This window comes from Roseovarius sp. JB2-10, assembly GCF_055693585.1.
Window position 1 is genome coordinate 3,538,383 of sequence record NZ_CM146337.1, and the last position, 23,042, is coordinate 3,561,424.

Here is a 23,042-nt window from a genome sequence, read left to right on the forward strand (position 1 = left end):
TGCGCAACGAAATGCCGCTTTGCGACGTAACCTGTCGTTTTTGTTGTCAGGTGTTCATTTGATCCTCGGCCGTCGATTGTCGCCCCATCAACATCAGATACCCCGCAAGACTGATGATCACGATGGCCCCGCCCAGAACCATCCGTCCTGTTGGGGTTTCGCCAATCACCAGCCAGACCCAGAAGGGGGCCAACACGGTCTCGAGCAGCATAAGAAGGCTGACATTTGATGCGTGGGTATAGCGTGCCGCCAGCGACAGTGAAAAGAATGACAACGGCAAAATGATCGCGCCGGTGATGGCCATGGGCCAGATCGTGCCCTGCGTCATCGCCAAAGGCCCGATGATCAACAACGACGTCACACCCGAAAGCAGCGCGCCGCACCCGATCAAAAGCGCGATTGGCAATTCAGGACGCGCCCGCAACGTCACAAAGTTGAGCGCCAGCACAACCGCCACGCCAAGCCCCAGAACCGCCCCCGCGAGCGATGCCAGATCCAGCCCCGCCGCGCCATCCGCCTTGCCCGACACGGCCACACCTATGCCTGCAATCACCAATGCAATCGCAATCCAGGTGGTCGCCGGCGTACGCTCGCCGATGATCAACCAGGCAAATATCGCTGAAAAAACCGGAACCGAGGCCAGACCAAACAGCACCACGGCCACCGGTGCCACAGCAATTGCCAGGCAAAACAGCAGGGAATTGAAGAATTGGCAGATGATGATCGTGATCCCCGCCCGGGTCGTGCAATGGCGTGTATCCGCCCGGTGCGTGCGGCTTTGTGCCAGCCAGAGTGCGATCAACACGCCGCCCATGCAAAGGCCCCGCCATGCCGTCATCTGCAGCCCGTCCATTTCCGACAGGCGCATGAGCATCGCGTCAAATGTCAGGACCAGCGTGCCAAAAAACGCCAGCGCCAAGCCAAAACGTGAGGCATCCGTCATGCGGCGAGCCAGGCCGGGATATGACCGATATCGGGGAATATCACATCGGCATAGGGTTCCAACTCCGGTGTTTCGGCCAATCCGGTCAAAACGCCGATCGTCTGCATGCCCGCCGCGCGCCCCGCGATCAGATCATGGGTGCTGTCCCCCACCATGGCGACCCGCTCCGGCGGCAACGCCATTGCGCGGGCAAAGGCCAACAGCGGGTCCGGCGAGGGTTTGGCCCCGAAACCGGAATCAAACCCGGCAACAAAATCAAAATGCGAGACGATCCCTGCCGAGCGCAAATGTGACCGCGCCGAATATTCCGCATCATTGGTCATCACGCCCAGTTTGATGCCCTGCGCGGACAGATTGGTAAGGTAAGGCGCCAGCGGCACCGCGGGTGCCTGCGACACTTCCGAGGCGGTCATCATCAGGTAATGCTCGATTTCGTCCGCGTCGCGGTTGGGCAGCTCGCGCGCGATCAGCTCCGCCCCCTCGCGGTTGGTGCCCGCGATCATCGGGCTTGTGGGCAGGAATTCCTCGGCCACCAGGTCATAATGCAACGCGCTCGCCAGACGGGTGATCGTGGCGGCATCATTCTGTGCCAGATCGCGGATGGCATGCCCGGCCCAGGTGCTCCAAGTCGTGTGGAAATCAAACAATGTGCCATCCTTGTCAAAAAGGAGGCCGTCAACCTTTGTTGCCAAAATGTTTTCCTTTTGTTTATGTCCAGTTCACCTGTTCGCCGCCCGGAAGCGCCATTCTGGCGCGCATCAGGCTGTCATTGGGAAGGCCCTGTGCGGTGCAAAATTCAATCACCCACGCATCATCCATCATCACGAAATCCAGCACAGAACCAAGAAAATCAGGATCTTGCGCCCCGGCGCGTAAATCGTCTTCGCTGACCCCGGAGGCACCCATAAAGACCGGCAGTAATTCCTCGTTACCGGCCAGCCACGCAAAACACTGCAGAGCAAGGGTTTCGGCAGATTGCTGCGCATTGTTCATCAGTCTGAAATTCCAGAAAGGTTTTCTTAACTTCTGACATGGATATTCCCGTTACGGAAGGGGCAAGTCAGAAAGGCACCGCACCCCATGTCAGGAAAGATTCTGATCATAGACGAGTTGGCGACAAATCGCATCGTTTTGAAGGTTAAGCTGTCGGCCGCCTATTACGACGTGTATCAGGCCCGAAACGGCCAGGAAGCGTTAAGCCTTATCGAGCAATGCCAGCCGGACCTTATCCTCGCCAGTACGGACCTTTCGGACTTCGATAGTACCTCCTTTTTGCGCGCAATCCGCGCCAGCGAAGACGCCGCGGACGTCCCGGTTGTTCTGATCCTGGCTGAAGATACGCCAGAGGCCCGGATCAACGCCCTTCAGGCCGGTGCCAACGAAGTTATGACCAAACCTGTCGAAGAATCCCTGTTGCTGGCCCGTCTGCGCAGCCTTTTGCGCCAACGCCACATGGACCATGACCTGAAACTGCATGCGGGCACCGCAAGCGCTCTTGGGTTTGCGGAATCACAACAGGCTTTCGCCCGTCCCGGCAAAATTGCACTTGTCGCCCGCGACGCGGCGGATGCTTCGCGGCTGCGCGCCGCAGTCACCGGTGTGACAGGCCACGAGTTCCAGGCCATGTCCGCCGAAAGTGCGGGCGCCATGTCACGCGATGCCGTGCAACCCGATATTTTTGTTCTGAAATTCGATGCCGCTGGCAGCGAGTATGGCTTGCGCCTGATGGCCGAACTGCGCGTAGCCCCGGCGACCCGCACCTGCCCGATCATTGCGCTTTTACCCGATGAACTCAGCCGGTTGGCATCAACCACGCTGGATATGGGCGCCAATGATGTGGTCTGCGGGGACGTCACCTCCGAAGAGCTGGTGTTGCGCATAACCAAACAGCTTGAACAGAAACAAAGCGCCGATGAAATGCGCGATCAATTGCATATCGGCCTGCAAGCCGCCGTGATTGACCCGCTGACCGGGCTCTACAATCGTCGCTACGCCCTTCCCTTCCTGGATCGTCTGACGCGCACGGAAAAACGCAGTTTTGCCGTGATGGTGGCCGATCTGGATCATTTCAAACAGGTCAACGATCAATATGGCCATGCCACAGGCGATGCCGTTCTGACACGCGTTGCGGAAACCCTGCGCGCCAATCTGCGCGATGAAGATCTGATCGCCCGCATCGGCGGCGAAGAATTTCTGATCGTCACCCCAGATACATCGCGGGCACAAGCCAGCCAGACCGCCAGCAGGCTCTGCCGGATCATCCAACGCACGCCAATCACCGTGCCCTGCCAGGAAGAACCAATCACCGTGACGGTCAGCGTTGGCGTGGCCATGGGACATAATGATGCCGACGGGGCCATGCCAAGCGTCGACGCATTGCTGGAACATGCCGATCGCGCGCTTTACGGCTCCAAGGCCGATGGGCGCAACACCTTCACCCTGAGCGAGCGCACAGCCGCCTGACACAGGCGCGTATAGTATTGAATAAAAAGAGTTATTGCTCTTTCTGCTTACGTTTGTCCCGCCCGGCGGATTGCCGTTTCATGACCTCATCCAGTCGGTCCGCATAAACCGATCTTTCCTGCGGCGTCATATCCTGCAACCTGTCCAACAACAGCGCATGCCCCAGATCGTACCGAGCATTGATCACGGTGCGCAAACGCGACAAACGCTCTTCCACGACACTCGCCTCAAAGGGCTCCCGACGGATATCGGCCACCAAATCCCACATTTCGCGGCGCAGATTCGCCCGCGGCAGATCGCCGTTTTTATACGCCTGACGCATCTCTTGCCCAATCGCGCGGCGGTCTTCCCGGGTCAGGGCTTTGGTCAGGGGGCCGCTGGCCAGATCAAGGCGCGGGGGATGATGTGCGTTGCCCTTCGACCAGGTCAGCAATACCCCGCCCACCGTGCCAATGATCAGGAAATTCAGCGCCAGAGAGGCGATCAGCAACACGCGCACCCACCGCTTGGGGCTGTTTGCCGTTGGCTGGTCCTCTTGCGTCATCACAGCGCCTCCTCGACCAGATCAAAGCTCAATCCTGGGGCTGTGTCGATCAGATATCCCGTATCACTCACGCCCAGATAGGCATCTGTGGCATCCGGCAAAAAACCCGGGGGGAACGCGCCCAGCCAGACCCCGGTTGCCGCTGCCGTGGCCAGGCCAGCCATCGCCCGCCAGCCGCCCAGAACAGTCAGCACATCCTGCCAAAGACCCGCCTGAACTGCTGGCGTAACCCGCGCGCCAAAGCCACGCTGCACCGCTTCGGCATCTGCCATAACCCGAGCCATCAACGCCTCATCCGGCTGGGGCGCTTCTTCCAAGGATGCCTGAAACAAGCCTTCTAACTCTTTGAATTGGTTTTCTTTGTCAGTCATCCATAAACCCCAGTTCTTCACGTTTACCCGCAAGATCGGCGGATAACGCCCGTTTGCCCCGCGCCGTCAGGCTTTCGACCGCCTCAAGGCTGATATCCATGATTGCGGCAATCTCGGGGTTCGCCAACCCCTCAAGATGGCGCAGGATCACCGCCTGCCGTTGCCGCTCGGGCAGCCGGCCAAGTGCTGCTTGCAACGCCGCCGCCCGCGATTGCTGTTGCAGGCCCTCCGCGGCGCCCGGCGTGTCATCGGGCGGCTCAGGTACGGCATCCAACGCCACCGACCGCGCCTTGCGCAGCCGGTCCGTACACAAATTGGCCACCACACGGTAAAGCCATGTGGTCACCTGCGCCTCGCCTTGGCGCCAATCGGGCGCAATCCGCCAGAGCCGCATCAGCGCATCCTGCGTCACGTCCTCGGCCTCGGCCGGCACACCCAACATCCGGCACGCATGGGCATAGACGCGTGGCGTCAGGCGCAGGGTCAACGCACGCGCCGCCGCCTGATCACCTGCCGCATATCGCATCAACAAGGCCTCATCACTTTCTTCACTCATGGCATCCAGTGGCATAACCCCTGTCCGTCAAACCGCAAGGGGGCAGGCACCACACGCCCCTGCCCCAGATCCATGTTTATTCCACGCTTTCGGGCGCTTTGCGATCATGCCCTTTGCGCTTGTGGTCCTTATGCTTGGCGCGCATTGCGTCAAATTCTTCCTTGGTCACCGAACCATTTTGATCCGTGTCCAAACGGGCAAACAACTTGCCTTCATGCCGCTTGGTCATCTCTTCCATGCTCAATGCGCCATCGCCATCCGTATCATGGCGCTCAATCATGCGGGTCACATGCTTGGCGGCCCGTTTCTTGCGATTTTCACTGGCGCGCGCCACAAGCTCTTCTTGTGTCAAAAGACCGTCACCATTGGTATCTGCACTTTGGAACCGCGCCTGCATGTGAGCGGCCATTTCATCGGGCGTGACACCGCCATCATTATTGGCATCCAATTCTTCAAAACTGTGATGCGGACGATGATGTTTGCCACCGGTCGCATCATTCGAGGCAACCGCGCCTCCGGCGATGATCGCAAGGCCCAGTGCGGCGATAAGGGGGGTATTTTTCATTCAGGTTTCTCCGTCATGTTGATCTGCGTTAGCTGCCCCAACCCGGTCTTCATGCCGGGTCATATTGGCTTTTACGCAGGGCCCGGAGAATTCCGTCGCGGATGTGCAGAATTTTTTCGATGCCCGTAACGTCCGCTTTGCGACATCGCGCCGCAAGGCATCCTTCACCCCTTTAATGTAATGTTCCATCACCTGATATACGCTGCACGAACACTCCCGGCGGCACAGCAAGGGCGACACCATGGAAGAGACGCTGACACGCGAAGAACGCGCGCTTTGGCCCGCCTTGCGCAGGGGTTTTCGCCGGAAATGCCCCAATTGCGGCAGTGGCCCGATGCTCAAAAGTTATCTCAAGGTCCGTGATACCTGCACCGTGTGCCGTGAGGACCTGTCGCATCACCGTGCGGATGACGGCCCGGCCTATTTGACCATTCTGATCGTCGGTCATGTGATGGCACCGGTCATTCATATGGGCTTTACCCGCTTCCGCCCGGAACCGCTGGTTTTTGCAACGGTTTTGTCCCTTGGCGCGGTCGCTTTGTCACTGTACCTTCTGCCCCGACTGAAAGGGGCCATCGTGGCGTTCCAATGGGCGCGCCACATGCATGGGTTTGGGAAAAAAGCCTGACCCTTTCGCAACCGAAGGGGCACGCATGACCATCGACAAGACCGCCATCCGCAATGCGGCCACCGTGATTGCCCTGCGGGATCGTGACAGTGACCCGCATGTGCTGATGGGTCAACGCGGCGCCAATGCCGCCTTCATGCCCTCAAAATTCGTTTTTCCCGGCGGCGCTGTGGATGCCGCCGATGCGGATGTGCCACTTGCCGCCCCCCTGCCTCCGATCTGCGCCGAACGCTTGCGCGAAGACAGTGCGACGGATCTGGGTCATGCGCTGGCCATCGCCGCCATTCGCGAGCTGTGGGAGGAAACCGGGCTTATCCTGGGACAGAAAGGCACGTGGCAGGGCGACGTGCCCGAGGATTGGGCCGGATTTGCCCAGCACGGCTACCTGCCTGCGGCCAGCGCGCTGCAGTTTGTCTTTCGCGCCATCACGCCGCCCGGGCGTCCGCGCCGGTTCGATGCGCGGTTTTTCCTCTTTGATGCCAGCGAGATCGCCAGTGACCTGGATGATTTTTCCGCTGCCAGTGATGAGCTGTCGCATCTGCAATGGGTGCCCCTGGCCAAAGCGCGTGAGTTTGACCTGCCGTTCATCACCGAGGTGGTTCTGGCCGAAGTGTCCGCGCGCGCCCATGATCCCGAGCCGCCCACATCGGTGCCGTTTTTCCGCAATGATGACGAGGCGAGCCTGTTCATCCGTCTGCGCGGGTATGAACCGCGATCGGACGAATAGTCGTCAGACAAGCAACACCAGCGCAAGGATGCTGAGGCTGAGCAAGCCAATGCCCAGCATTTCGCGCCCCGTCACTTTTTCGCGGAAGAAGAGGACTGAGGCGACAAGCGAGAAAATCACCTCGATCTGCCCAACGGCAAAGACATAAGCCGCGTTTTGCAAGGTGAAAGCGGTGAACCAGCACAGGCTGCCGCCCATGCCCGTCAGCCCCATCCAGACGGCGGTGCGCCGCGCCGCAATCACGCGGGCAACCTCGCCCCGTTCGCGCCATGCCAGCCAAGCGGCCATGCCCAATGCCTGCCCGGTTGTCACCACGGCCAGAGACACAACCGCGCGTAAAAACGCGTCATCGCTGGCAATCTCCAGCGTGGCGCCGCGATATCCCACCGCCGACACCGCAAAAAGCGCGCCCGAGAGCAGCCCCAGCCCCGCGGCCCTGTTGAAAAACCGCGCGCCCTGCCCCGATGCCTTGTTGTCCGACAGGATCAGAACACCAACCAGGCCCAGAACGATGGCCACCAGGCCGACCCATGTGATCCGATCACCCAGGATCACGAGGCCCACAAGGGCGGTTTGAATCACTTCGGTCTTCTTGAAGGTGATGCCCACGGCAAAATTGCGCTGTGAAAACAGTGCTACGACACACCACGTGGCCAACACCTGCGCCAGCCCGCCGCTAACGGCAAAAAGCCAGAAACGCGTGGAATATTCCGGCCAATCCGCCCCGCTAAAGAGGATATAGACAACCGCTAGCGTGACCACGAAGGGCATGGAATAGATAAATCGCGCAAAAGTCGCGCCACCAGTGCTGAGCGTGCCCATGCTGAGGTGTTTTTGCAGCATGAAACGCAGCGTCTGAAACGCGGCTGCTGCAATCGAAAGGATGATCCAGGCCTCCATAAGGCCCGTCATGCACCGGTTTTAGGGCTTGCGCCAGAGCGGATGCGGCACCGGATCCTTGGTGCGCAGGAAATGCTGGCGAAAAATCTGCCGGTAAGAGGGATAGACATAGCTGTCATTGCGTTCCCGGTAGCGCGCCTGATTGGCACGATATAGCCCCGGCAGATCGTACCAGGCCACGTCAGGATGCATATGATGAACGACGTGTAAGTTGTTGTTCAAGAACAAAAACGCTAAAAATCCACGATCCTCGACAATCACCGTGCGACCGCTGCAACGTTCATGGGCGCGGTGCTCCAGAAAGGTGCGGATCTTGATGATCCCATAGCCGCAATACGCCGCCAGAAGGTAGGTCCAGATCGGCATGGGCGAGGCGCTGACCATTGCCAAGACGATCGCCACAGCCGGCACTTGCAATATCCAGGCCAGCGCGACCTGACGGTCCCCTGCCCGGATCGCTGCGATATCCGCGCGCACAAAAGCAAAAATGCCAATCGCAGGCCCCACCAGAATGCGCCCTAATAGGGTGTTGTTGAAAGTCAGAAGCGCCTTGATCCACCCTGGCTGACGAGCCCAGACCTCCGGGTCCAGATAGTTGGTTTCAGGATCATCATAGGGATCGGTCAGGTTGGCATCGCGGTGATGCGCCAGATGCAAATCCTTGAACCGGCGATAGGGCACCAACAGGCCAAGGCAGGGAAATCCGATGACTTCGTTGAGTGTGGCGGATCGGAACGGGTGCCCGTGGATCAACTCATGCGTCAGCGAGGAATGCAACGCGATGGCAAGCGTCACCGCAATAAACCCGAGCGGCAACCAGAGCGCGGCAAGCCAGAACACTGCCAGCGCCCATGCGCCATAACACCCCACCAACAGAGCCAACGTTGGCCATTCCACACCGAAACGCACTTTAGCCATGCACACGACCCCACCGGATATGTGCCCAGACGCGTTCGTAGATGAAATAGCTGCTGAGCCCGATCGTCGCGTTTATCACGGCCATTGCGCCGCCCACGGCGATCGATCCGGTCATGATCAATCCCACCAAACACATCACGGCCAACCCAATCAGGTTCCAGATGATGGCTTTGACCACTGTGCGCCGTTTCGTCTCCATTCGACCCTCGTTAAGACTGTTCACAAACCTGTTACGACAGAAAATGACAGCAGGATATTTCGTTTCTAGTTAACATTCCTCTGCATTGGTGATAATAATCACCATATGCTGTTAAAAACCGACAAACGACTGCGGGCTGATCTCTTTCGCTCTCGTCTTGGGGATGCAATGCGCGAGCGGGGCATCAACCAAAGTGCGCTGGCGCGGCGCGTGGGCGTAGACCGCTCGACCATTTCGCAATTGCTCAAGGGTGCGGGTGCGCGCCTGCCCAATGCGCAGGTGGTGGGTGAATGTGCCGCCGCTCTTGGCATTTCCGCCGACTGGCTCTTGGGTCTGACCGACCGGCCTGAAACCGCCGCGGACATCCTGGCAAATTCCCTGTCCCTGACCGAAGCCCCCCGCGCGCTCGTCGACGAACAGATTTTCCAATGGCACAAGGAGGCCGCCGGGTACAAAATCCGCCATGTGCCCGCCGGCCTGCCCGACATGCTGAAAACCCGCGCCATGCTGGAATGGGAATATACGCCGCATCTGGGCCGCTCCACCGATCAGGTGATTGGCGCCTCAGAAGATCGCCTCGCCTGGATGCGCGGCGCGCAGTCGGATTACGAAATTGCCCTGCCGATGTACGCGCTGACCAGTTTCGCGCGCGGCGAGGGGTATTACCGCGGGCTGGATGCTGATGTGCGGGAGGACCAGATCAAGCACCTGCTTGACGTGACCGAGCAACTTTATCCGCGCCTTCGGCTCTATCTCTATGACGCCCGGCGTGTATTTTCGGCCCCTGTCACGATTTTCGGCCCGCTGCTGGCTGTCATCTATATCGGGCGCAATTACATGGCCTTTCGCGACACCGAACGCGTGCAGGCCCTGACCGGGCATTTTGATCATCTGGTCCGCGAAGCCGCTGTAACGGCCCGCGAACTTCCGGCGTTTTTGCGCGCGGAATGCCGACAAACGTGAAGATGTGAAGCGATCCCTGGTACCCGCGGCCGGACTCGAACCGGCACGGCCTATACGGCCTGGAGATTTTAAGTCTCCTGTGTCTACCATTCCACCACGCGGGCCAGGTGGGCGGACAATATCCGCTCTGGCGCGCGTGTAAAGCCGACTCAGAGTTCTTGTTCACCGGTCTCCAGCGACGGCAAAAGATGGCGCTCGCTGAGCCATGGGTTCAACGCCAAAGCTTCGCGCAGGATCAGCGCGGCCTCGGCCTTGCGCTCCAGCCCGACAAGGGTCAGCGCTTTGCCCGCAATGGCCGCCACATGGCGTGGTGAAAGCTCGATCGCTCGATCCAGATCTGGCAGAGCCGCGGCAAAGTCCTGACGCAGGAAACTGACAAAGGCGCGTTGGTTGTACCCTTCGGCATAATTCGGGCAGTACTCGACCAGCGCATTGAACGCGATCTCAGCACCTTTGAAATCAAATGCTGCGCGGCGGTCCATGCCTTCATCCAGCAAATCCTGCGCGTGATCATCCGGCGCATCTGCCCAATATTGCCACATGTCGTTGGAAATCTCACGCGCCGACATCTCGTTTGGTGCGGCCTGCACGGCCTCGATCAAACCGGTCAGGGCGTCATTGTGGTCAGGCGCATCGGGGCAACTCTGGGCGAAGGCGGGGCCGGAAATCAAAAGGGCAGCAACGAAGTATTTCATGACATCGATAATGGCGCGTCACTCGCACACGTCAAATCACATCCGGGACAACCGTTTCCTTGACCGCCTGCATCGCCACATAGGTCGAGGTGTGCGAGACATGCGGCAGGGTCGAGATATGATCCGCCAGCACCCGACGGTAATCGCTCATGCTCTGCGTGCGAATTTTCATCAGATAGTCAAAATTTCCAGCAATCATATGGACTTGCTCGATCTCGGGAATTCGCGCAACGGCCGTATTAAAAGCGGAAAGTGCCGCCTCGCGGGTATCGCTCAGGCGCACCTCGACAAAACTCACGTGGTCCATGCCCAGACGGATCGGATCGAACAAAGCGGAATAGCCCGTGATCACGCCTTCCTTCTCCAGCCGCCGCAACCGGGACTGCGTGGGTGACTTTGACAGACCAATTTCCCGCGCCAGATCTGTAATGCTGATCTCGACCATCCCCGGACAGCACCCGCAGAATGGCCCGGTCAAACCGGTCAAGCTCGATCTTATCGTTTTGCATAGCGCTACACCCTATCAATGGTCATTTTGACCTGCTGTATTGCCTATTTCAGGAAAATTACCCGGAATACCGATGATATGATAGGCTAATTCGCCAATCTGGGGTGCATCATGCCATACGATACCGACATTCGCCGTACCATCGATCTTGCCACATACGCCAATGAGGCTGAAACGCTGGCGCGTCTGATCGCTGAAGCCGGTCTTTCGCCTGAGGACCGCGCGCGGATTTCGGCAAGCGGCGCGCAGCTCGTGCGCGACATCCGCAATCAATCCAGCCCCGGCCTGATGGAGGTCTTTCTGGCTGAATATGGCCTCTCAACCGATGAAGGCGTGGCGCTGATGTGTCTGGCCGAGGCGCTCTTGCGTGTGCCTGACGCCGAAACCATCGATGCGCTGATCGAAGACAAGATCGCACCGTCGGACTGGGGCAAGCACATGGGGCATTCAACCTCTCCGCTGGTCAACGCCTCGACCTGGGCCCTGATGCTGACAGGTAAGGTCCTGCAGGAGGATGCCAAAGGCCCCGTCGGGCACCTGCGCGGTGCCATCAAACGTCTGGGTGAGCCTGTCATTCGCACCGCCGTGGCCCGCGCGATGAAGGAAATGGGCCGTCAATTCGTATTGGGTGAAACCATCGTTTCGGCCATGGACCGCGCGGCGGGGATGGAGAAAAAGGGTTACTCCTATTCCTATGACATGTTGGGCGAGGCCGCGCGCACAGATGCGGACGCCACGCGCTATCACCTGGCCTATTCGCGCGCCATCACCGCCATTGCGCAGGCCTGCACCAACGATGACATCCGCGACAATCCCGGCATTTCGGTCAAACTTTCGGCCCTGCACCCCCGATATGAGGTCGCGCAGCGTGAAGAGGTCATGGATATTCTCATGCCGCGTCTGCGATCCTTGGCACTGCTGGCAAAATCCGCCCGCATGGGCCTCAACATCGACGCCGAAGAGGCCGACCGCCTGTCACTTTCGCTCGACGTGATCGAAGCGGTGCTGGAAGAGCCTGCGCTGGCCGGTTGGGACGGGTTTGGCGTGGTGGTGCAGGCCTTTGGTCAGCGCGCCGGCCATGTGCTCGATTACCTGCATGATCTGGCCACGCGGCTTGATCGTCGCATCATGGTGCGGCTGGTCAAAGGTGCCTATTGGGACACGGAAATCAAACTGGCACAGGTCGAAGGCATTGACGGCTTTCCGGTCTTCACCAAGAAAGCCGCGACCGACATCAGCTACATCGCCAATGCGCGCAAACTTCTTGGCATGACCGATCGGATTTACCCGCAGTTTGCCACCCATAACGCCCACACGGTTGCCGCCATCCTTGACATGGCCACAGACAAGAAAACGTTTGAGTTCCAACGCTTGCACGGCATGGGCGAAGCGCTGCACGATATCGTCCTGAAGGCCGAGGGCACGCGCTGTCGCATCTATGCGCCAGTGGGTGCGCATCGCGATCTTTTGGCCTATCTGGTGCGCCGTCTGCTCGAAAACGGTGCCAATTCCAGCTTTGTGAACCAGATCGTGGACGAAGACGTGGCACCCGAAATCGTCGCCCGCGATCCGTTTGACGCTGTCAATGATCCGGCGCCGCACCTGCCCACCGGGCCGGAGCTATTCCTGCCGGAACGTCCCAATTCCAAGGGCTTCGACCTCAAGCACCGACCCACCTTGGACGCCATTGAAAACGCCCGCGGCCCCTTTGCCAAACATCAATGGACATCAGCACCGCTGCTGGCGGGCAAGGCCAAACCGCTGGACGCCAAACCCGTGATCAACCCGGCCAATCCGGCCGACGTGGTGGGCAGCGTCGCCAACACCAGCCCGGCCGATGTGGAAACCGCCCTTTCCAACGCCGCACCGTGGGACGCCAGCCCCGAGGAGCGCGCCCGTGTGCTCAACAAGGTGGCGGATCTTTACGAGGAAAACTTCGGCGAAATCTTCGCCCTTCTGGCCCGAGAGGCGGGAAAGATCATGCTCGACGCCGTGGCGGAACTCCGCGAAGCCGTTGATTTCCTGCGCTATTACGCCGCCAATGCCCCTCAGGACCCGCCCATCGGCGTCTATACCTGCATCGCGCCCTGGAACTTCCCGCTGGCCATTTTCACCGGTCAGATGGCGGCCGCCCTTGCCGCGGGCAATGCGGTCTTGTCAAAACCAGCGGAACAAACACCCCTGATCGCGCATTTTGCCATCTCGCTGATGCACAAGGCGGGCGTGCCAAAGACCGTGCTCCAATTGCTGCCCGGCGGTGGAGATGTCGGCGCAGCGCTGACGTCTGACGCACGCGTCGGTGGCGTGGCCTTCACCGGCTCCACCGCAACCGCGATGAAAATCCGCAGCGCCATGGCTGAAAACCTGGCCCCCGGCGCGCCGCTTCTGGCCGAAACCGGCGGCCTCAACGCCATGATCGTCGACAGTACCGCCCTGCCCGAACAGGCCGTGGGTGCTATTATTGAATCCGCGTTTCAATCCGCCGGTCAACGCTGCTCGGCGCTGCGCTGTCTTTATGTGCAGGACGACATTGCCGAGCCGTTCCTGAAAATGCTCAAGGGCGCGATGGACGCGCTGCATATCGGCGAATCCTGGTATCTCTCCACGGATTGCGGCCCGGTAATTGACGAAACGGCGCGCAAGGGCATCGCAGATCACATCCAGATCGCCCGCGCCGAAGGCCGCTTGCTGCACGAGCTGAAAACCCCGAATTCCGGCACCTATATCGCGCCCACGCTGATCAAGGTGGATGGCATCGACAAGCTGGAGCGTGAAATCTTCGGGCCTGTGCTGCATGTCGCCACCTTCGGGTCGGAAGAGCTGGATCAGGTGATCGACATGATCAACGCCACCGGCTACGGGCTGACTTTTGGCCTGATGACCCGGATCGATGACCGTGTGCAACACGTGACCGAGCGGGTGAATGCGGGCAACATGTATGTCAACCGCAATCAGATCGGTGCCATCGTCGGCAGCCAACCCTTTGGTGGCGAAGGACTTTCTGGCACCGGCCCCAAGGCGGGCGGCCCACATTACCTGGCGCGTTTTTCCGCTAAACCCGCCCCTGCGGAAGGCGGCACATGGTCGGGTGAAATGTCTCTGGCGGACCTCAACACCGCCCTTAAAAAGGCCAACGCGACCGACCGCAACGTGCAACAGGCGCTGGTGCTGCCCGGCCCCACAGGCGAATCGAACCGGCTCACCGCGCATCCCCGTGACGCGATCCTCTGCATGGGTCCGGGGGCAGACGCCGCGGCGGCGCAAGCCAAGATCGTGACCGATATGGGCGGCATCGCGGCGCAGGCCACGGGCACCATCGCGGCCAATGCTCTGAGCACGCTGGAGGGGTTTTCCGGCGCACTCTGGTGGGGTGATGACGCCTTAGCCCGCGACTACGGCCTGGCATTGGCACAGCGCAAAGGCCCGATCCTGCCGCTGATCACCGGTCTGCCGGACACGGGCCATGTGCTGCACGAACGCCATGTCTGTGTCGATACAACCGCAGCTGGCGGGAATGCGGCGCTCCTGGGCGGGGTCGCCTAAAACCTCCCCTTGACGTCATTCTCAGGGGCCGCCACGGTGGCCCCTATGTTACCTATTCGCGACCATAACCCGTCCGGGCGCACGCCCTATGTCACCTACGCGCTGATCGCAATCAACGTGGTGGTTTTTCTCAGCTACTGGCCCTTTCTGACCGAAGCTCGTGCGCTCAATCAGTTTTTCAACGATTGGGCGATGATTCCAAAAGAGGTCACCGACACGGGCGCATATAGCAGCCTCTTTACCTCGATGTTCCTGCATGGCGGCTGGATGCATCTTGGGGGTAACATGCTGTTTTTATGGATTTTTGGCGACAATATCGAAGATGAAATGGGGCACGGTCCCTATCTTGGCTTCTATCTTGCGTCGGGTCTGGGCGCCGGGTTGGCCCATGTGATTTCCGCGCCGGATCTCGTTGGTCCCGACCGTGGGTGCCTCCGGTGCCATCGCGGGCGTAATGGGCAGCTATCTTTTGCTTTATCCAAAAGCCAAGGTCGATATTTTCATCTTCTTCGTCTTCATCATCCGCATCCTTCCGATCCCGGCATGGATCATGCTCGGGCTCTGGTTTGGCCTGCAACTCTTCAACGGTGTCGGTGCTGATCCCGAGGGCGGGGGCGTGGCCTATTGGGCGCATGCGGGTGGTTTCCTGATCGGGCTTGCCCTGACCATCCCACTGTTTTTGCGTCGTGGTGGTACAGGCTTTTGGGAGCGCACCGAAGGCCATCCGCCCCATCCGGAGGCGGAATATCAGATCGGCCGGTCTCGCATCCCCGTGGTGAAACGCAAATGACTGAATATACCAAAGCGACCTGCCATTGCGGCGCGGTTGAACTGCGCCTGAACCTGCCCAACGGGCTGGAAAATCCGCATCGCTGCGATTGCAGTTTTTGCCGCCGCCGCGCCGCGCCGACGGTGAGCGTACCCCTGGCGGATCTCGAGGTGGTACGCGGCGCAGACAAGCTTTCGCTCTACACCTGGAACACCGGTACGGCGCAGCATTATTTTTGCAGTGTCTGCGGGATTTACACCCATCATCAGCGCCGCTCGAACCCAAACGAATTTGGCGTCAATCTGGGCGCGATCGAGGGCGTGAACCCGGCAGATTTCGAGCCGATGCCCTGGGATGACGGTGTAAACCACCCCTCAGACCGCTGAAACTTCTACATTAAGTATCGCGTATAACCTTGGCGAATTTATCAAAAATCGCCTCGTTGGCGCAGATCACTTCGCCATCCACCAAGATATCACCGCCCGAGGTCAAGGGCTCAACCAGAGCACCCGCCTCGCGCAGGATCACGAGACCCGCAGCCATGTCCCATGCATTCAGGCGACGCTCCCAAAAACCGTCGTAGCGCCCGGCCGCCACATAGGCCATGTCAAGTGCGGCGGACCCGAACCGGCGCACCCCTGAACAGGTCGGCATCAACCGCGCCAAATCCTGCAGCGTATCGGGCAAATCAGCCCGCCCGCCAAAGGGCAACCCGGTGGCAAAGAGCGCCTCGATCATCTTGTCGCGGCCCGAGACCCGCAGACGCCCTTCGTTCATCCACGCACCCTCACCCTTTTCGGCAAAAAACGCTTCATCCTTGGACGGGTCATAGATCACGCCTGAGACAATCTCACCCTTGTGTTCCAGCGCGATGGACACCGCCCAATGCGGCAGCCCGTGCAGGAAATTGGTGGTCCCGTCCAGCGGATCAACGATCCAGCGGCGCGTCGGGTCTTTGCCCTCTTCCTCGCCACCTTCTTCGGCCAGCCAGCCATAGGTCGGACGCGCGTTCATCAACTCGGATTTGATGATCTGTTCGGCGGCAATATCGGCCCGGCTGACAAAATCGCCCGCGCCCTTCATGCTAACCTGCAGGTTCTCAACCTCGCGGAAATCCTTGGCCAAAGCCCGCCCGGCCTTGCGCGCGGCCCGCAGCATAACGTTCATATTGGCACTGATCGCCATGGGTCTCGCTCCTCAGGTTCAGGCCGCGCGTATACGCCGCCCGCGCCCACGGCACAAGCCTCTAATCGCGCTGTAACTTGATGGGAATTTCGCGCGCAAGCCGGATCAAATGCGCCATGTAGGGCTTGTCTCCATCCTCCTCGCGGATCGCCGCATAAAGCCGCTTGGTCAAGCCCTTTTCCGTCACCTTCCGGGTCACGTAATCGCTGCTCGTGCGCACCTCGCGCACAACCCAATCGGGCAGTACGGCCACCCCGCGATTAGAAGCTACGAGGAGCAGGATCACGGCGGTCAATTCCACCTGTCGAATGCCCTTCGGTTCGACCTTGGCAGGCGTCAACAATTCGCTGAACACATCCAGGCGCGAGCGATCCACCGGGTAGGTGATCAGCATCTCATCGCGAAAATCCTCAGCCACGACAAATTCCTTCTGGGCCAGCGGGTGCTGGCTGGAGGCCACAAAGACAGGCTCATAATCAAAAAGCGGTTTGAAAATCACGCCGGGCAGATCTTCGGGATCGGATGAGACCACCAGATCGACCTCCTCCTTTTGCAACGCCGGCAACGCGTCAAAGGCCAGCCCCGGGCGGATATCGACATCAACGTCACCCCAGTTCTTGCGAAACCGTTCCAACACCGGAAAGAGCCACTCAAAACAGGCGTGACACTCAATAGCGATGTGCATCCGGCCCGCGCTGCCTTCGCGCACACCTTCGAATTCCTCTTCCAACGCTTCGATCTCGGGCAACACCTTCTCGGCCAAGCGCAACAGGCGGTGTCCGGCGGCCGACAGTTTCAAGGGTTTTGAGCGGCGCACAAAAAGCTCAACACCCGCCTGATCCTCTAACCCTTTGATCTGATGACTCAATGCAGATTGCGTGATGTGCAGCAAATCCGCCGCGCGCGCCAAGCCACCGGCCTGATGAATGGCGCGGATGGTTTTGAGGTGGCGAAACTCGATATGCATTATATTAGCAAACCTCATTTTGATCGTGAATATTATGAAATTGTCTCACAATGCATCCGGTGCAACAAGGGGTCAACGCCTCCTTTCAGGAATTTTGCCATGACCGTGCCCAACATCTCGTTCGAATTCTTCCCACCCAAATCCCTCGAAGCGTCGTTCAGGCTTTGGGACACGGTTCAGTCGCTCGCACCCTTGGATCCGCGCTTTGTGTCGGTCACCTATGGTGCGGGCGGCACCACCCGCGAACTCACCCGCGATGCGGTGGGCGCCTTGCACAAATCATCCGGCCTTAACGTCGCCGCCCACCTGACCTGCGTCGATGCTAGCCGCGATGAAACGCTTGCGATTGCCCGCGATTTCGCCGCCGCCGGGGTGAGTGAGATCGTGGCGCTACGGGGCGATCCGCCCAAGGGTAGCGGCGCGTTCCAGCCCCACCCGGACGGGTTTGCCAATTCCTGCGAGCTGATCGAAGCACTGGCGGACACCGGCCGGTTCAACATCCGCGTCGGGGCCTATCCCGAAAAACACCCCGAGGCTGCGGATCGGGCCGCCGATGTCGACTGGCTCAAGCGCAAGATCGATGCAGGTGCGTCCGAGGCGATCACGCAGTTTTTCTTTGAGGCCGACACGTTCTTCCGCTTCCGCGACGCCTGTGAAAAGGCCGGTATCGACGCGCCGATCATTCCCGGCATCCTGCCCATCGAAAACTGGCAGGGCGCGCGCAAATTTGCCCTGGCCTGCGGCGCTCATGTGCCCGCGTGGATGGACGATATGTTCGAAAAGGCGATCCGCGACGATCGCCATGATCTTCTGGCCACGGCCATCGCGACCGAGCTTTGCAGCTCGCTTCTGGAAGGCGGCGTCGAAGACCTGCATTTCTACACGCTCAACCGCCCCGATCTGACGCGCGATATCTGCCATGCCCTGGGCGTCACGCCGCAGGTCGAACTGCGCGACGTGGCATGATCCCGACCTCGTGACTTGAATGCCCCTGCCCGTCCTGCCACATTTTGGGACGCAAAGACGGGGGCATAACGGCCATGAAAATCGCAACATCCATCGACGAGCTGCCGGATCTGGCGGAACTGACTTCGGTTTCCGGCCTCACCTTTATGCAGGAGGTGGTGGCAGGCACGCGCGCTGTTCCGCCCATCGCCGCCACGCTTGGCTTTCACCCGACCCTGGCCGAAGACGGTCGCGTGATCTTCGAAGGGGTACCCACGTTCAACAGCACAAATCCGATGGGTGGCTTACATGGCGGCTGGTACGGTGCCATCCTCGACAGCGCCCTGGGCTGTGCCGTGATGACAAAAGTGCCCAAGGGGTCCTTCTATACAACGTTGGAATATAAGATAAATATCACCCGCAGCATTCCGCTCGGCACCGAGGTCACAGCCACCGGTCAGGTCAGTCATGCGGGTCGTTCCACCGCCGTGGCCTGGGGTGAAATTCGCGGCAAGGATGATGACAGGCTTTATGCCACCGGCTCCACCACTTGTATTATCATGCAGGCCTGAGGCGCATGTCCCGCCCCGCTTTAACTGACCTGCTCGATTTCGGGCATATCTGCATCGAGCCCCGCAACCGTCTCATGCAGCCGCTCTGACGGATCGCGGCCTATCTTGCGGGCATTGCGGAGCAGGAAAATCTTGCCCCATCCCCGCCATGAGCCCACCGATGGCGCGCTGACATCCATCGGAAACCGCGCCTGCCAGCCATCCGGCAGCATGAGCCCACAGGCCTCGGCCCGCTCCAGCATCCAGACCAGCGGAATGTTCGACAAGGGCCGTGCGTCATCAAACCCGCAGAGTTGGCCGCCGATATCCGAATGTGTCCCCCGGAACCAGACCTGCTCCACATGGCCGTCAAAATCCTCGCTCACGTCCCACAATACCGGCTCGTAAACCAGCCGCGTCTCATCCAGCGCGACCGCGTGATAGCCACGCCGGATGGACCGGCCCAACCGGTGCGAATGAAACGAATGCGCGGCCTCCGCCCATCGCCAGAGGATCGGCAGGCGCAGCCCCAGAGCCTTGACCGTGTCCCAGACACCAATCATCTCAATCGGCGTGTCTGCGTGGCAAAACTTCGCGGTAAATTCCGCGGCCGCCGCGCCATCGGGCGTGCACCTATAGTGCCTGTAGGCCGTCATGATGTTGCGTTCCGTGGCATGTTCGTCGCGCAAAAGCCCCACGCTGTCGATCACCCCGGCCAATGAACGCACCGCATAAGCCCCACGCGAATACCCCATCAGGAAAATCCGATCACCGGGCCTGTAGCGGCTGGCCAGATAGCCATAGGCACGGCGGATCTGCCGGTTGATCCCGCGCCCCATCATGACGTCCGGCGTGGTGCGCCAATCCTGCCATTGCAAACCAGCCTCATAATAGACCGACAATTCGGGCCCGCTGACCTCCGACAACAGCCTGCAGGTCAACCCTGCATTGGTTTCACATCCCGGTGAGAGGGAGGACATCGTGCCATCCAAGATCAGCACATGTGTCACCTGACCTCGCGCCCGGGCGTAGCCGGATTGTTGGTGCCGCGGCTTCGGCCGCAGGAACTCAAAAAGTGTTTTTTTCCACTGTCGCAGGTTCATTGTTCACCATCATCCTGTTGGGATGGGTTAAGTGCCACCCGCAGGATCGAGATATGCGCATGATAGTGCCGCACCAGAGCAGGCCTGTCATGCCTTCTGTGAATGCCATCAAAACGTCTGGCGCAGTACGCCACGCTAAGCAGGCCACGTGACCGCATGTGATGCCTTCAAGAAAGATCATGGAACCAAGGCAAATTAACCCTCTAATGCATTGAAGAAGATATCTTTTTACCTGGGCTTCAAATGCCCAAGCGATGCGCCCGACCCACATATGTATAACCTCGCGGGACCGGCAATGATCATCGCGCGTCACGAGCCTGTGACATTTGTTCCAGACCGGCCTAAAGGGCAGCCACGGTCACCGGCGCGCCAAGACCATACCCATTGAATCCAGTCGACAAAGACTGTGCATAGGCCCCCATGCCGCCGAAAAGGACATAGTCTCCCACCGCCAGATCGCGCGGCAATTCAACCGCATCCGGCAACCGGTCCAGGCTGTCGCAGGTTGGGCCAAACACCACCCGTGACAGGGTTTGACCCGAACGCGCCTGGCCGGTGGACCCGTCCAACACCTGCACCCGGTCTGTCGCGCCGATGTCACGCATCTCGTAGAGCCCGCCATAAATGCCATCGTTCAGAAACACCGAGCCGTCGGCGCGCAGGGCCTTGACCCGCGTTGCAATTGTGAACGCGTCGGCGACCATGGCGCGCCCCGGCTCACACACCAATGCGGGGGCATCTGCGCCAAAACACGCATCCACCTGTTCCTGAATATGGTCAAAAATAGCTTCCAGATCGGGTGCGGCACCCAATCGGCGCGCCGCAAACCCGCCACCGACGTTCAGACGGGCCAGTGTTACGCCAGCCGCACGAGCCAGATCCGCAACGACCGAGATATAGCTTCCCCAGGCGGCGGGGTCAGCGCATTGCGTGCCCGGATGGAAAGTCACTGATGGCACAAAGCCACGATCCACCACATCGCGCAGCAAATCGGCGGCACGGTCCGGCCCTACCCCAAACTTCTCGCCAAAATCATATGCGGCACCGCCCACTGGCAGGGCCAATCGCACCGCGACCTCTGTGCCCTTCGGCACGTCCTTGAGCTTGTCCAGTTCTGCCCTGCAATCCAGCGAATAGGAGGTCACGCCCATGGCAATCGCCGCCGCCACTTCTTCGGGGGAGCGCACCGGGTTGTGGTAATGCAATTGCGCCGACGGACAGATGGATCGCACGGCATACATCTCGCGCGGGCTGGCCACGTCGAAGGCGGTGATGCCCGCCGCGACCAGATTGGCCAGAACTTCCTCGCCTGCATTTGCCTTGACCGCGTAGGTGACCAAGCCGTCAAAACCCGCCTGGAACCGCCGGGCCGTGGCGTGCAAAACCGCCGGAGCGAAGTAAATCATCGCGGTATCGGGCTGGTGGCGCAGGAGATGTGCCCGTGGATCGGGCCAGTTGGGGGATGTACGCATCGATCTGCCTCAGTTGGTCTTTTTTCCAAGTTTCGCGTAGAGTGCTGTCGATTCCACGTGTCATATCGTGCAATATGAATTCTAATTTCGGCTAAATGACGTAATTACAATGCAAACTGACGAAACAGATCTGGCTCTTCTTGCGCTTCTGAGCGAAAACGCCCGATTACCGGTGACCACCCTCGCGCGCAAACTCGGGTTGGCACGCACCACCGTTCAGGCGCGGCTGGACCGTTTGGAGGCAACTGGTGTGATCCAGGGCTACCGTCTGCGGCTTGGTCAATCCGCCCGTCCGCCCCTGCGTGCCACCGTGTTGGTCAGCATCGAACCGCGCAGCGCACCAACGGTTCTGTCGCGGCTCAAATCCCTGCCCGAAGTGCGGCGTGTGCACACGACATCGGGCCGGTTCGACCTGATCGTGACTCTGGAGGCCAACACGACAGAAGCCCTTGATGAAACCCTCGACCGGATAGGAGAGGCCAAGGGGGTGAAAAGCTCTGAAAGCCTGATCCATCTGAGCACCAAACTGGACCGAAGCCGTTAAAACGCTTCGCTGAAGTCGATCAGTTTCGGCGGCCCACAGCGCAGAGCAAAACAAGCGCCAATCAGCCCGTTTCACACACTCATTCTGGCCCAAGGCGCGTCGCGCACCAATCCAGAAGCCATGTTCGAAAGGCCCGTGCCGGTGGGCGCAGCGCGGCGCGATCCGCATAGATCAAATGATAGGCCTCTCGCCCGTCGGCCTCAAACCCCGGCAGACAGGCCACCAGACCAGCTTCGGCTATGGCCTTGTCGCTGGCCGGCGCCCGGGCCAATGCGATGCCAATACCTTCGGCGGCCATTGCCGCCGCCATGATTGTACTATCCGCATAAATATACTGCGCCCTGCTGGGTAAAATATCCATTTTTTCAAACACATAAGGCCAGCCCGCCCGATGCGTTCCAACCTCAATCAACCGGTGCTCCAAGAGATCACCCGCCTGCCTGATCCCGGCCGCAATTGCCGGGGTCGCAACCGGAAACAATCGCTCCCCGATCAGGCGGTCGCTTTCAGCGCCATAGGCTTGTGGATTGCCAAACACGATCTGAAGATCGCTGAACCCCCGGGCAAATTCATAGGGCAGGTTTGCCGTGGTCAGGCTCAGGGAAATATCAGGATGCTGGTGCGCAAAATCCGTGTATCCGCGCGCCAAAACGCCCTGAGCAAAGATCAGAACTGATTGCACAAAAAGCTGCTGCGCACGGGCCGCACCAAATAGCCCTTCGGTGGCATTTTCCAGCGTCAACAGGGCCTGTTGCACCGATGGCAAATAGGCCCGGCCCATATCCGTCAAGGTCACCGCATGGGCATGGCGATCAAACAAGCGCACCTCCAGCCGTTCCTCCAACGCGCGCACCTGTTGGCTGACGGCGGCAGATGACATGTTGAGTTGGGTCGCAGCCCGCGCAAAGCTCTCACACCGCGCCGCCGCCTCAAAGACCCGTAGCCAGTTCAGAGAAGGGATACCAGAAGACATGAAAGATAGG

General features: G+C 59.9%; 25 protein-coding genes, 1 tRNA gene and 2 pseudogenes. 10 read left to right on the top strand and 18 right to left on the bottom strand.

Features of this window, described 5'->3' with window-relative positions:
- Positions 1–46: 46 nt before the first annotated feature.
- From ACZ1HJ_RS17640 to ACZ1HJ_RS17650, 3 genes are read right to left on the bottom strand one after another with little or no spacing between them, the layout of a single operon-like run.
- Positions 47–943, bottom strand: a complete 897-nt coding sequence (locus ACZ1HJ_RS17640) for a DMT family transporter (protein ID WP_472719944.1) — start codon at positions 941–943, stop codon at positions 47–49.
- Complete coding sequence (locus ACZ1HJ_RS17645) at positions 940–1,635, bottom strand: HAD family hydrolase (RefSeq protein WP_472719945.1); 696 nt, start codon at positions 1,633–1,635, stop codon at positions 940–942. The genes ACZ1HJ_RS17640 and ACZ1HJ_RS17645 overlap by 4 nt, the downstream gene beginning before the upstream one ends.
- A gap of 16 nt (positions 1,636–1,651) precedes the next feature.
- The gene (locus ACZ1HJ_RS17650) at positions 1,652–1,936 is read right to left on the bottom strand and encodes a DUF3572 domain-containing protein (RefSeq protein WP_472719946.1); all 285 of its coding nucleotides are present in this window, start codon (positions 1,934–1,936) and stop codon (positions 1,652–1,654) included.
- Positions 1,937–2,023: 87 nt separating this feature from the next.
- Here ACZ1HJ_RS17650 and ACZ1HJ_RS17655 point away from each other — a divergent pair, with 87 nt between their 5' ends.
- On the top strand, positions 2,024–3,406 hold the full coding sequence (locus ACZ1HJ_RS17655) for a diguanylate cyclase (RefSeq protein ID WP_472719947.1): 1,383 nt from the start codon (positions 2,024–2,026) through the stop codon (positions 3,404–3,406).
- A gap of 31 nt (positions 3,407–3,437) precedes the next feature.
- Here ACZ1HJ_RS17655 and ACZ1HJ_RS17660 read toward each other — a convergent pair whose 3' ends face one another.
- From ACZ1HJ_RS17660 to ACZ1HJ_RS17675, 4 genes are all read right to left on the bottom strand, one after another.
- Entirely contained in the window at positions 3,438–3,950 is a 513-nt protein-coding gene (locus ACZ1HJ_RS17660; protein WP_472719948.1) for a periplasmic heavy metal sensor, read from the bottom strand.
- Positions 3,950–4,321, bottom strand: coding sequence for a hypothetical protein (locus ACZ1HJ_RS17665; RefSeq protein WP_472719949.1), 372 nt, complete (start codon positions 4,319–4,321; stop codon positions 3,950–3,952). Before ACZ1HJ_RS17665 ends, ACZ1HJ_RS17660 begins: the two co-directional genes overlap by 1 nt.
- Positions 4,314–4,892 carry an RNA polymerase sigma factor gene (locus ACZ1HJ_RS17670; protein WP_472719950.1) on the bottom strand — a complete coding sequence of 193 codons (579 nt, stop codon included), beginning with the start codon at positions 4,890–4,892 and terminating at the stop codon, positions 4,314–4,316. The genes ACZ1HJ_RS17665 and ACZ1HJ_RS17670 overlap by 8 nt, the downstream gene beginning before the upstream one ends.
- Before the next feature lie 61 nt (positions 4,893–4,953).
- Entirely contained in the window at positions 4,954–5,442 is a 489-nt protein-coding gene (locus ACZ1HJ_RS17675; protein ID WP_472719951.1) for an EF-hand domain-containing protein, read from the bottom strand.
- A 241-nt stretch (positions 5,443–5,683) separates the two neighbouring features.
- Here ACZ1HJ_RS17675 and ACZ1HJ_RS17680 point away from each other — a divergent pair, with 241 nt between their 5' ends.
- Positions 5,684–6,070: a DUF983 domain-containing protein gene (locus tag ACZ1HJ_RS17680; protein WP_472719952.1), complete on the top strand. Its 387-nt coding sequence runs from the start codon at positions 5,684–5,686 to the stop codon at positions 6,068–6,070.
- 25 nt (positions 6,071–6,095) lie between these two features.
- Positions 6,096–6,797 carry an NUDIX hydrolase gene (locus tag ACZ1HJ_RS17685; RefSeq protein WP_472719953.1) on the top strand — a complete coding sequence of 234 codons (702 nt, stop codon included), beginning with the start codon at positions 6,096–6,098 and terminating at the stop codon, positions 6,795–6,797.
- A 3-nt stretch (positions 6,798–6,800) separates the two neighbouring features.
- Here the strand turns inward: ACZ1HJ_RS17685 and ACZ1HJ_RS17690 are convergent, their stop codons facing one another.
- The 3 genes from ACZ1HJ_RS17690 to ACZ1HJ_RS17700 are packed head-to-tail and all read right to left on the bottom strand — an operon-like array spanning position 6,801 to position 8,814.
- The gene (locus ACZ1HJ_RS17690; RefSeq protein WP_472722232.1) at positions 6,801–7,697 is read right to left on the bottom strand and encodes an EamA family transporter; all 897 of its coding nucleotides are present in this window, start codon (positions 7,695–7,697) and stop codon (positions 6,801–6,803) included.
- Positions 7,698–7,718: 21 nt separating this feature from the next.
- Complete coding sequence (locus ACZ1HJ_RS17695) at positions 7,719–8,615, bottom strand: fatty acid desaturase (protein WP_472719954.1); 897 nt, start codon at positions 8,613–8,615, stop codon at positions 7,719–7,721.
- On the bottom strand, positions 8,608–8,814 hold the full coding sequence (locus ACZ1HJ_RS17700) for a DUF2061 domain-containing protein (protein ID WP_472719955.1): 207 nt from the start codon (positions 8,812–8,814) through the stop codon (positions 8,608–8,610). The genes ACZ1HJ_RS17695 and ACZ1HJ_RS17700 overlap by 8 nt, the downstream gene beginning before the upstream one ends.
- A 105-nt stretch (positions 8,815–8,919) precedes the next feature.
- Here ACZ1HJ_RS17700 and ACZ1HJ_RS17705 point away from each other — a divergent pair, with 105 nt between their 5' ends.
- Positions 8,920–9,777: a helix-turn-helix domain-containing protein gene (locus tag ACZ1HJ_RS17705; RefSeq protein WP_472719956.1), complete on the top strand. Its 858-nt coding sequence runs from the start codon at positions 8,920–8,922 to the stop codon at positions 9,775–9,777.
- A 17-nt stretch (positions 9,778–9,794) separates the two neighbouring features.
- Here ACZ1HJ_RS17705 and ACZ1HJ_RS17710 read toward each other — a convergent pair.
- From ACZ1HJ_RS17710 to ACZ1HJ_RS17720, 3 genes and pseudogenes are all read right to left on the bottom strand, one after another.
- Positions 9,795–9,881: transfer RNA gene (locus ACZ1HJ_RS17710), tRNA-Leu, on the bottom strand.
- Positions 9,882–9,926: 45 nt separating this feature from the next.
- Positions 9,927–10,472: a tetratricopeptide repeat protein gene (locus ACZ1HJ_RS17715; RefSeq protein ID WP_472719957.1), complete on the bottom strand. Its 546-nt coding sequence runs from the start codon at positions 10,470–10,472 to the stop codon at positions 9,927–9,929.
- Between the two features lie 31 nt (positions 10,473–10,503).
- Positions 10,504–10,981: pseudogene (locus tag ACZ1HJ_RS17720) on the bottom strand (Lrp/AsnC family transcriptional regulator).
- Positions 10,982–11,091: 110 nt separating this feature from the next.
- On the opposite strand from ACZ1HJ_RS17720, the gene putA reads away from it, so the two are divergent.
- The 3 genes and pseudogenes from putA to ACZ1HJ_RS17735 all read left to right on the top strand — a co-directional run bounded on the left by putA (position 11,092) and on the right by ACZ1HJ_RS17735 (position 15,678).
- A complete protein-coding gene (gene putA, locus ACZ1HJ_RS17725) occupies positions 11,092–14,523 on the top strand; it encodes a bifunctional proline dehydrogenase/L-glutamate gamma-semialdehyde dehydrogenase PutA (protein ID WP_472719958.1) in 3,432 nt (1,143 codons plus the stop codon).
- Positions 14,524–14,568: 45 nt separating this feature from the next.
- Positions 14,569–15,313: pseudogene (locus ACZ1HJ_RS17730) on the top strand (rhomboid family intramembrane serine protease).
- Complete coding sequence (locus ACZ1HJ_RS17735) at positions 15,310–15,678, top strand: GFA family protein (RefSeq protein WP_472719959.1); 369 nt, start codon at positions 15,310–15,312, stop codon at positions 15,676–15,678. The pseudogene ACZ1HJ_RS17730 and the gene ACZ1HJ_RS17735 overlap by 4 nt, the downstream one beginning before the upstream one ends.
- Before the next feature lie 10 nt (positions 15,679–15,688).
- Here ACZ1HJ_RS17735 and ACZ1HJ_RS17740 read toward each other — a convergent pair whose 3' ends face one another.
- Together ACZ1HJ_RS17740 and ACZ1HJ_RS17745 are read right to left on the bottom strand one after the other, a co-directional pair.
- Complete coding sequence (locus ACZ1HJ_RS17740) at positions 15,689–16,477, bottom strand: inositol monophosphatase family protein (protein WP_472719960.1); 789 nt, start codon at positions 16,475–16,477, stop codon at positions 15,689–15,691.
- Between the two features lie 61 nt (positions 16,478–16,538).
- Complete coding sequence (locus tag ACZ1HJ_RS17745; protein WP_472719961.1) at positions 16,539–17,444, bottom strand: LysR family transcriptional regulator; 906 nt, start codon at positions 17,442–17,444, stop codon at positions 16,539–16,541.
- A 99-nt stretch (positions 17,445–17,543) separates the two neighbouring features.
- Here ACZ1HJ_RS17745 and metF point away from each other — a divergent pair, with 99 nt between their 5' ends.
- On the top strand, positions 17,544–18,410 hold the full coding sequence (metF, locus tag ACZ1HJ_RS17750; protein ID WP_472719962.1) for a methylenetetrahydrofolate reductase [NAD(P)H]: 867 nt from the start codon (positions 17,544–17,546) through the stop codon (positions 18,408–18,410).
- A gap of 74 nt (positions 18,411–18,484) precedes the next feature.
- On the top strand, positions 18,485–18,961 hold the full coding sequence (locus ACZ1HJ_RS17755) for a PaaI family thioesterase (protein WP_472719963.1): 477 nt from the start codon (positions 18,485–18,487) through the stop codon (positions 18,959–18,961).
- 20 nt (positions 18,962–18,981) lie between these two features.
- Here the strand turns inward: ACZ1HJ_RS17755 and ACZ1HJ_RS17760 are convergent, their stop codons facing one another.
- On the bottom strand, positions 18,982–20,043 hold the full coding sequence (locus tag ACZ1HJ_RS17760; protein WP_472719964.1) for a DUF2235 domain-containing protein: 1,062 nt from the start codon (positions 20,041–20,043) through the stop codon (positions 18,982–18,984).
- A gap of 341 nt (positions 20,044–20,384) precedes the next feature.
- Positions 20,385–21,515 (bottom strand): type III PLP-dependent enzyme, encoded by a 1,131-nt coding sequence (locus tag ACZ1HJ_RS17765; protein WP_472719965.1) that lies wholly within the window; start codon positions 21,513–21,515, stop codon positions 20,385–20,387.
- Positions 21,516–21,624: 109 nt separating this feature from the next.
- Here ACZ1HJ_RS17765 and ACZ1HJ_RS17770 point away from each other — a divergent pair, with 109 nt between their 5' ends.
- Positions 21,625–22,059 (top strand): Lrp/AsnC family transcriptional regulator, encoded by a 435-nt coding sequence (locus ACZ1HJ_RS17770; protein ID WP_472719966.1) that lies wholly within the window; start codon positions 21,625–21,627, stop codon positions 22,057–22,059.
- A gap of 79 nt (positions 22,060–22,138) precedes the next feature.
- On the opposite strand, the gene ACZ1HJ_RS17775 is transcribed toward ACZ1HJ_RS17770, so the two are convergent.
- Positions 22,139–23,032 carry a LysR family transcriptional regulator gene (locus tag ACZ1HJ_RS17775; RefSeq protein ID WP_472719967.1) on the bottom strand — a complete coding sequence of 298 codons (894 nt, stop codon included), beginning with the start codon at positions 23,030–23,032 and terminating at the stop codon, positions 22,139–22,141.
- Between the last annotated feature and the right edge of the window lie 10 nt (positions 23,033–23,042).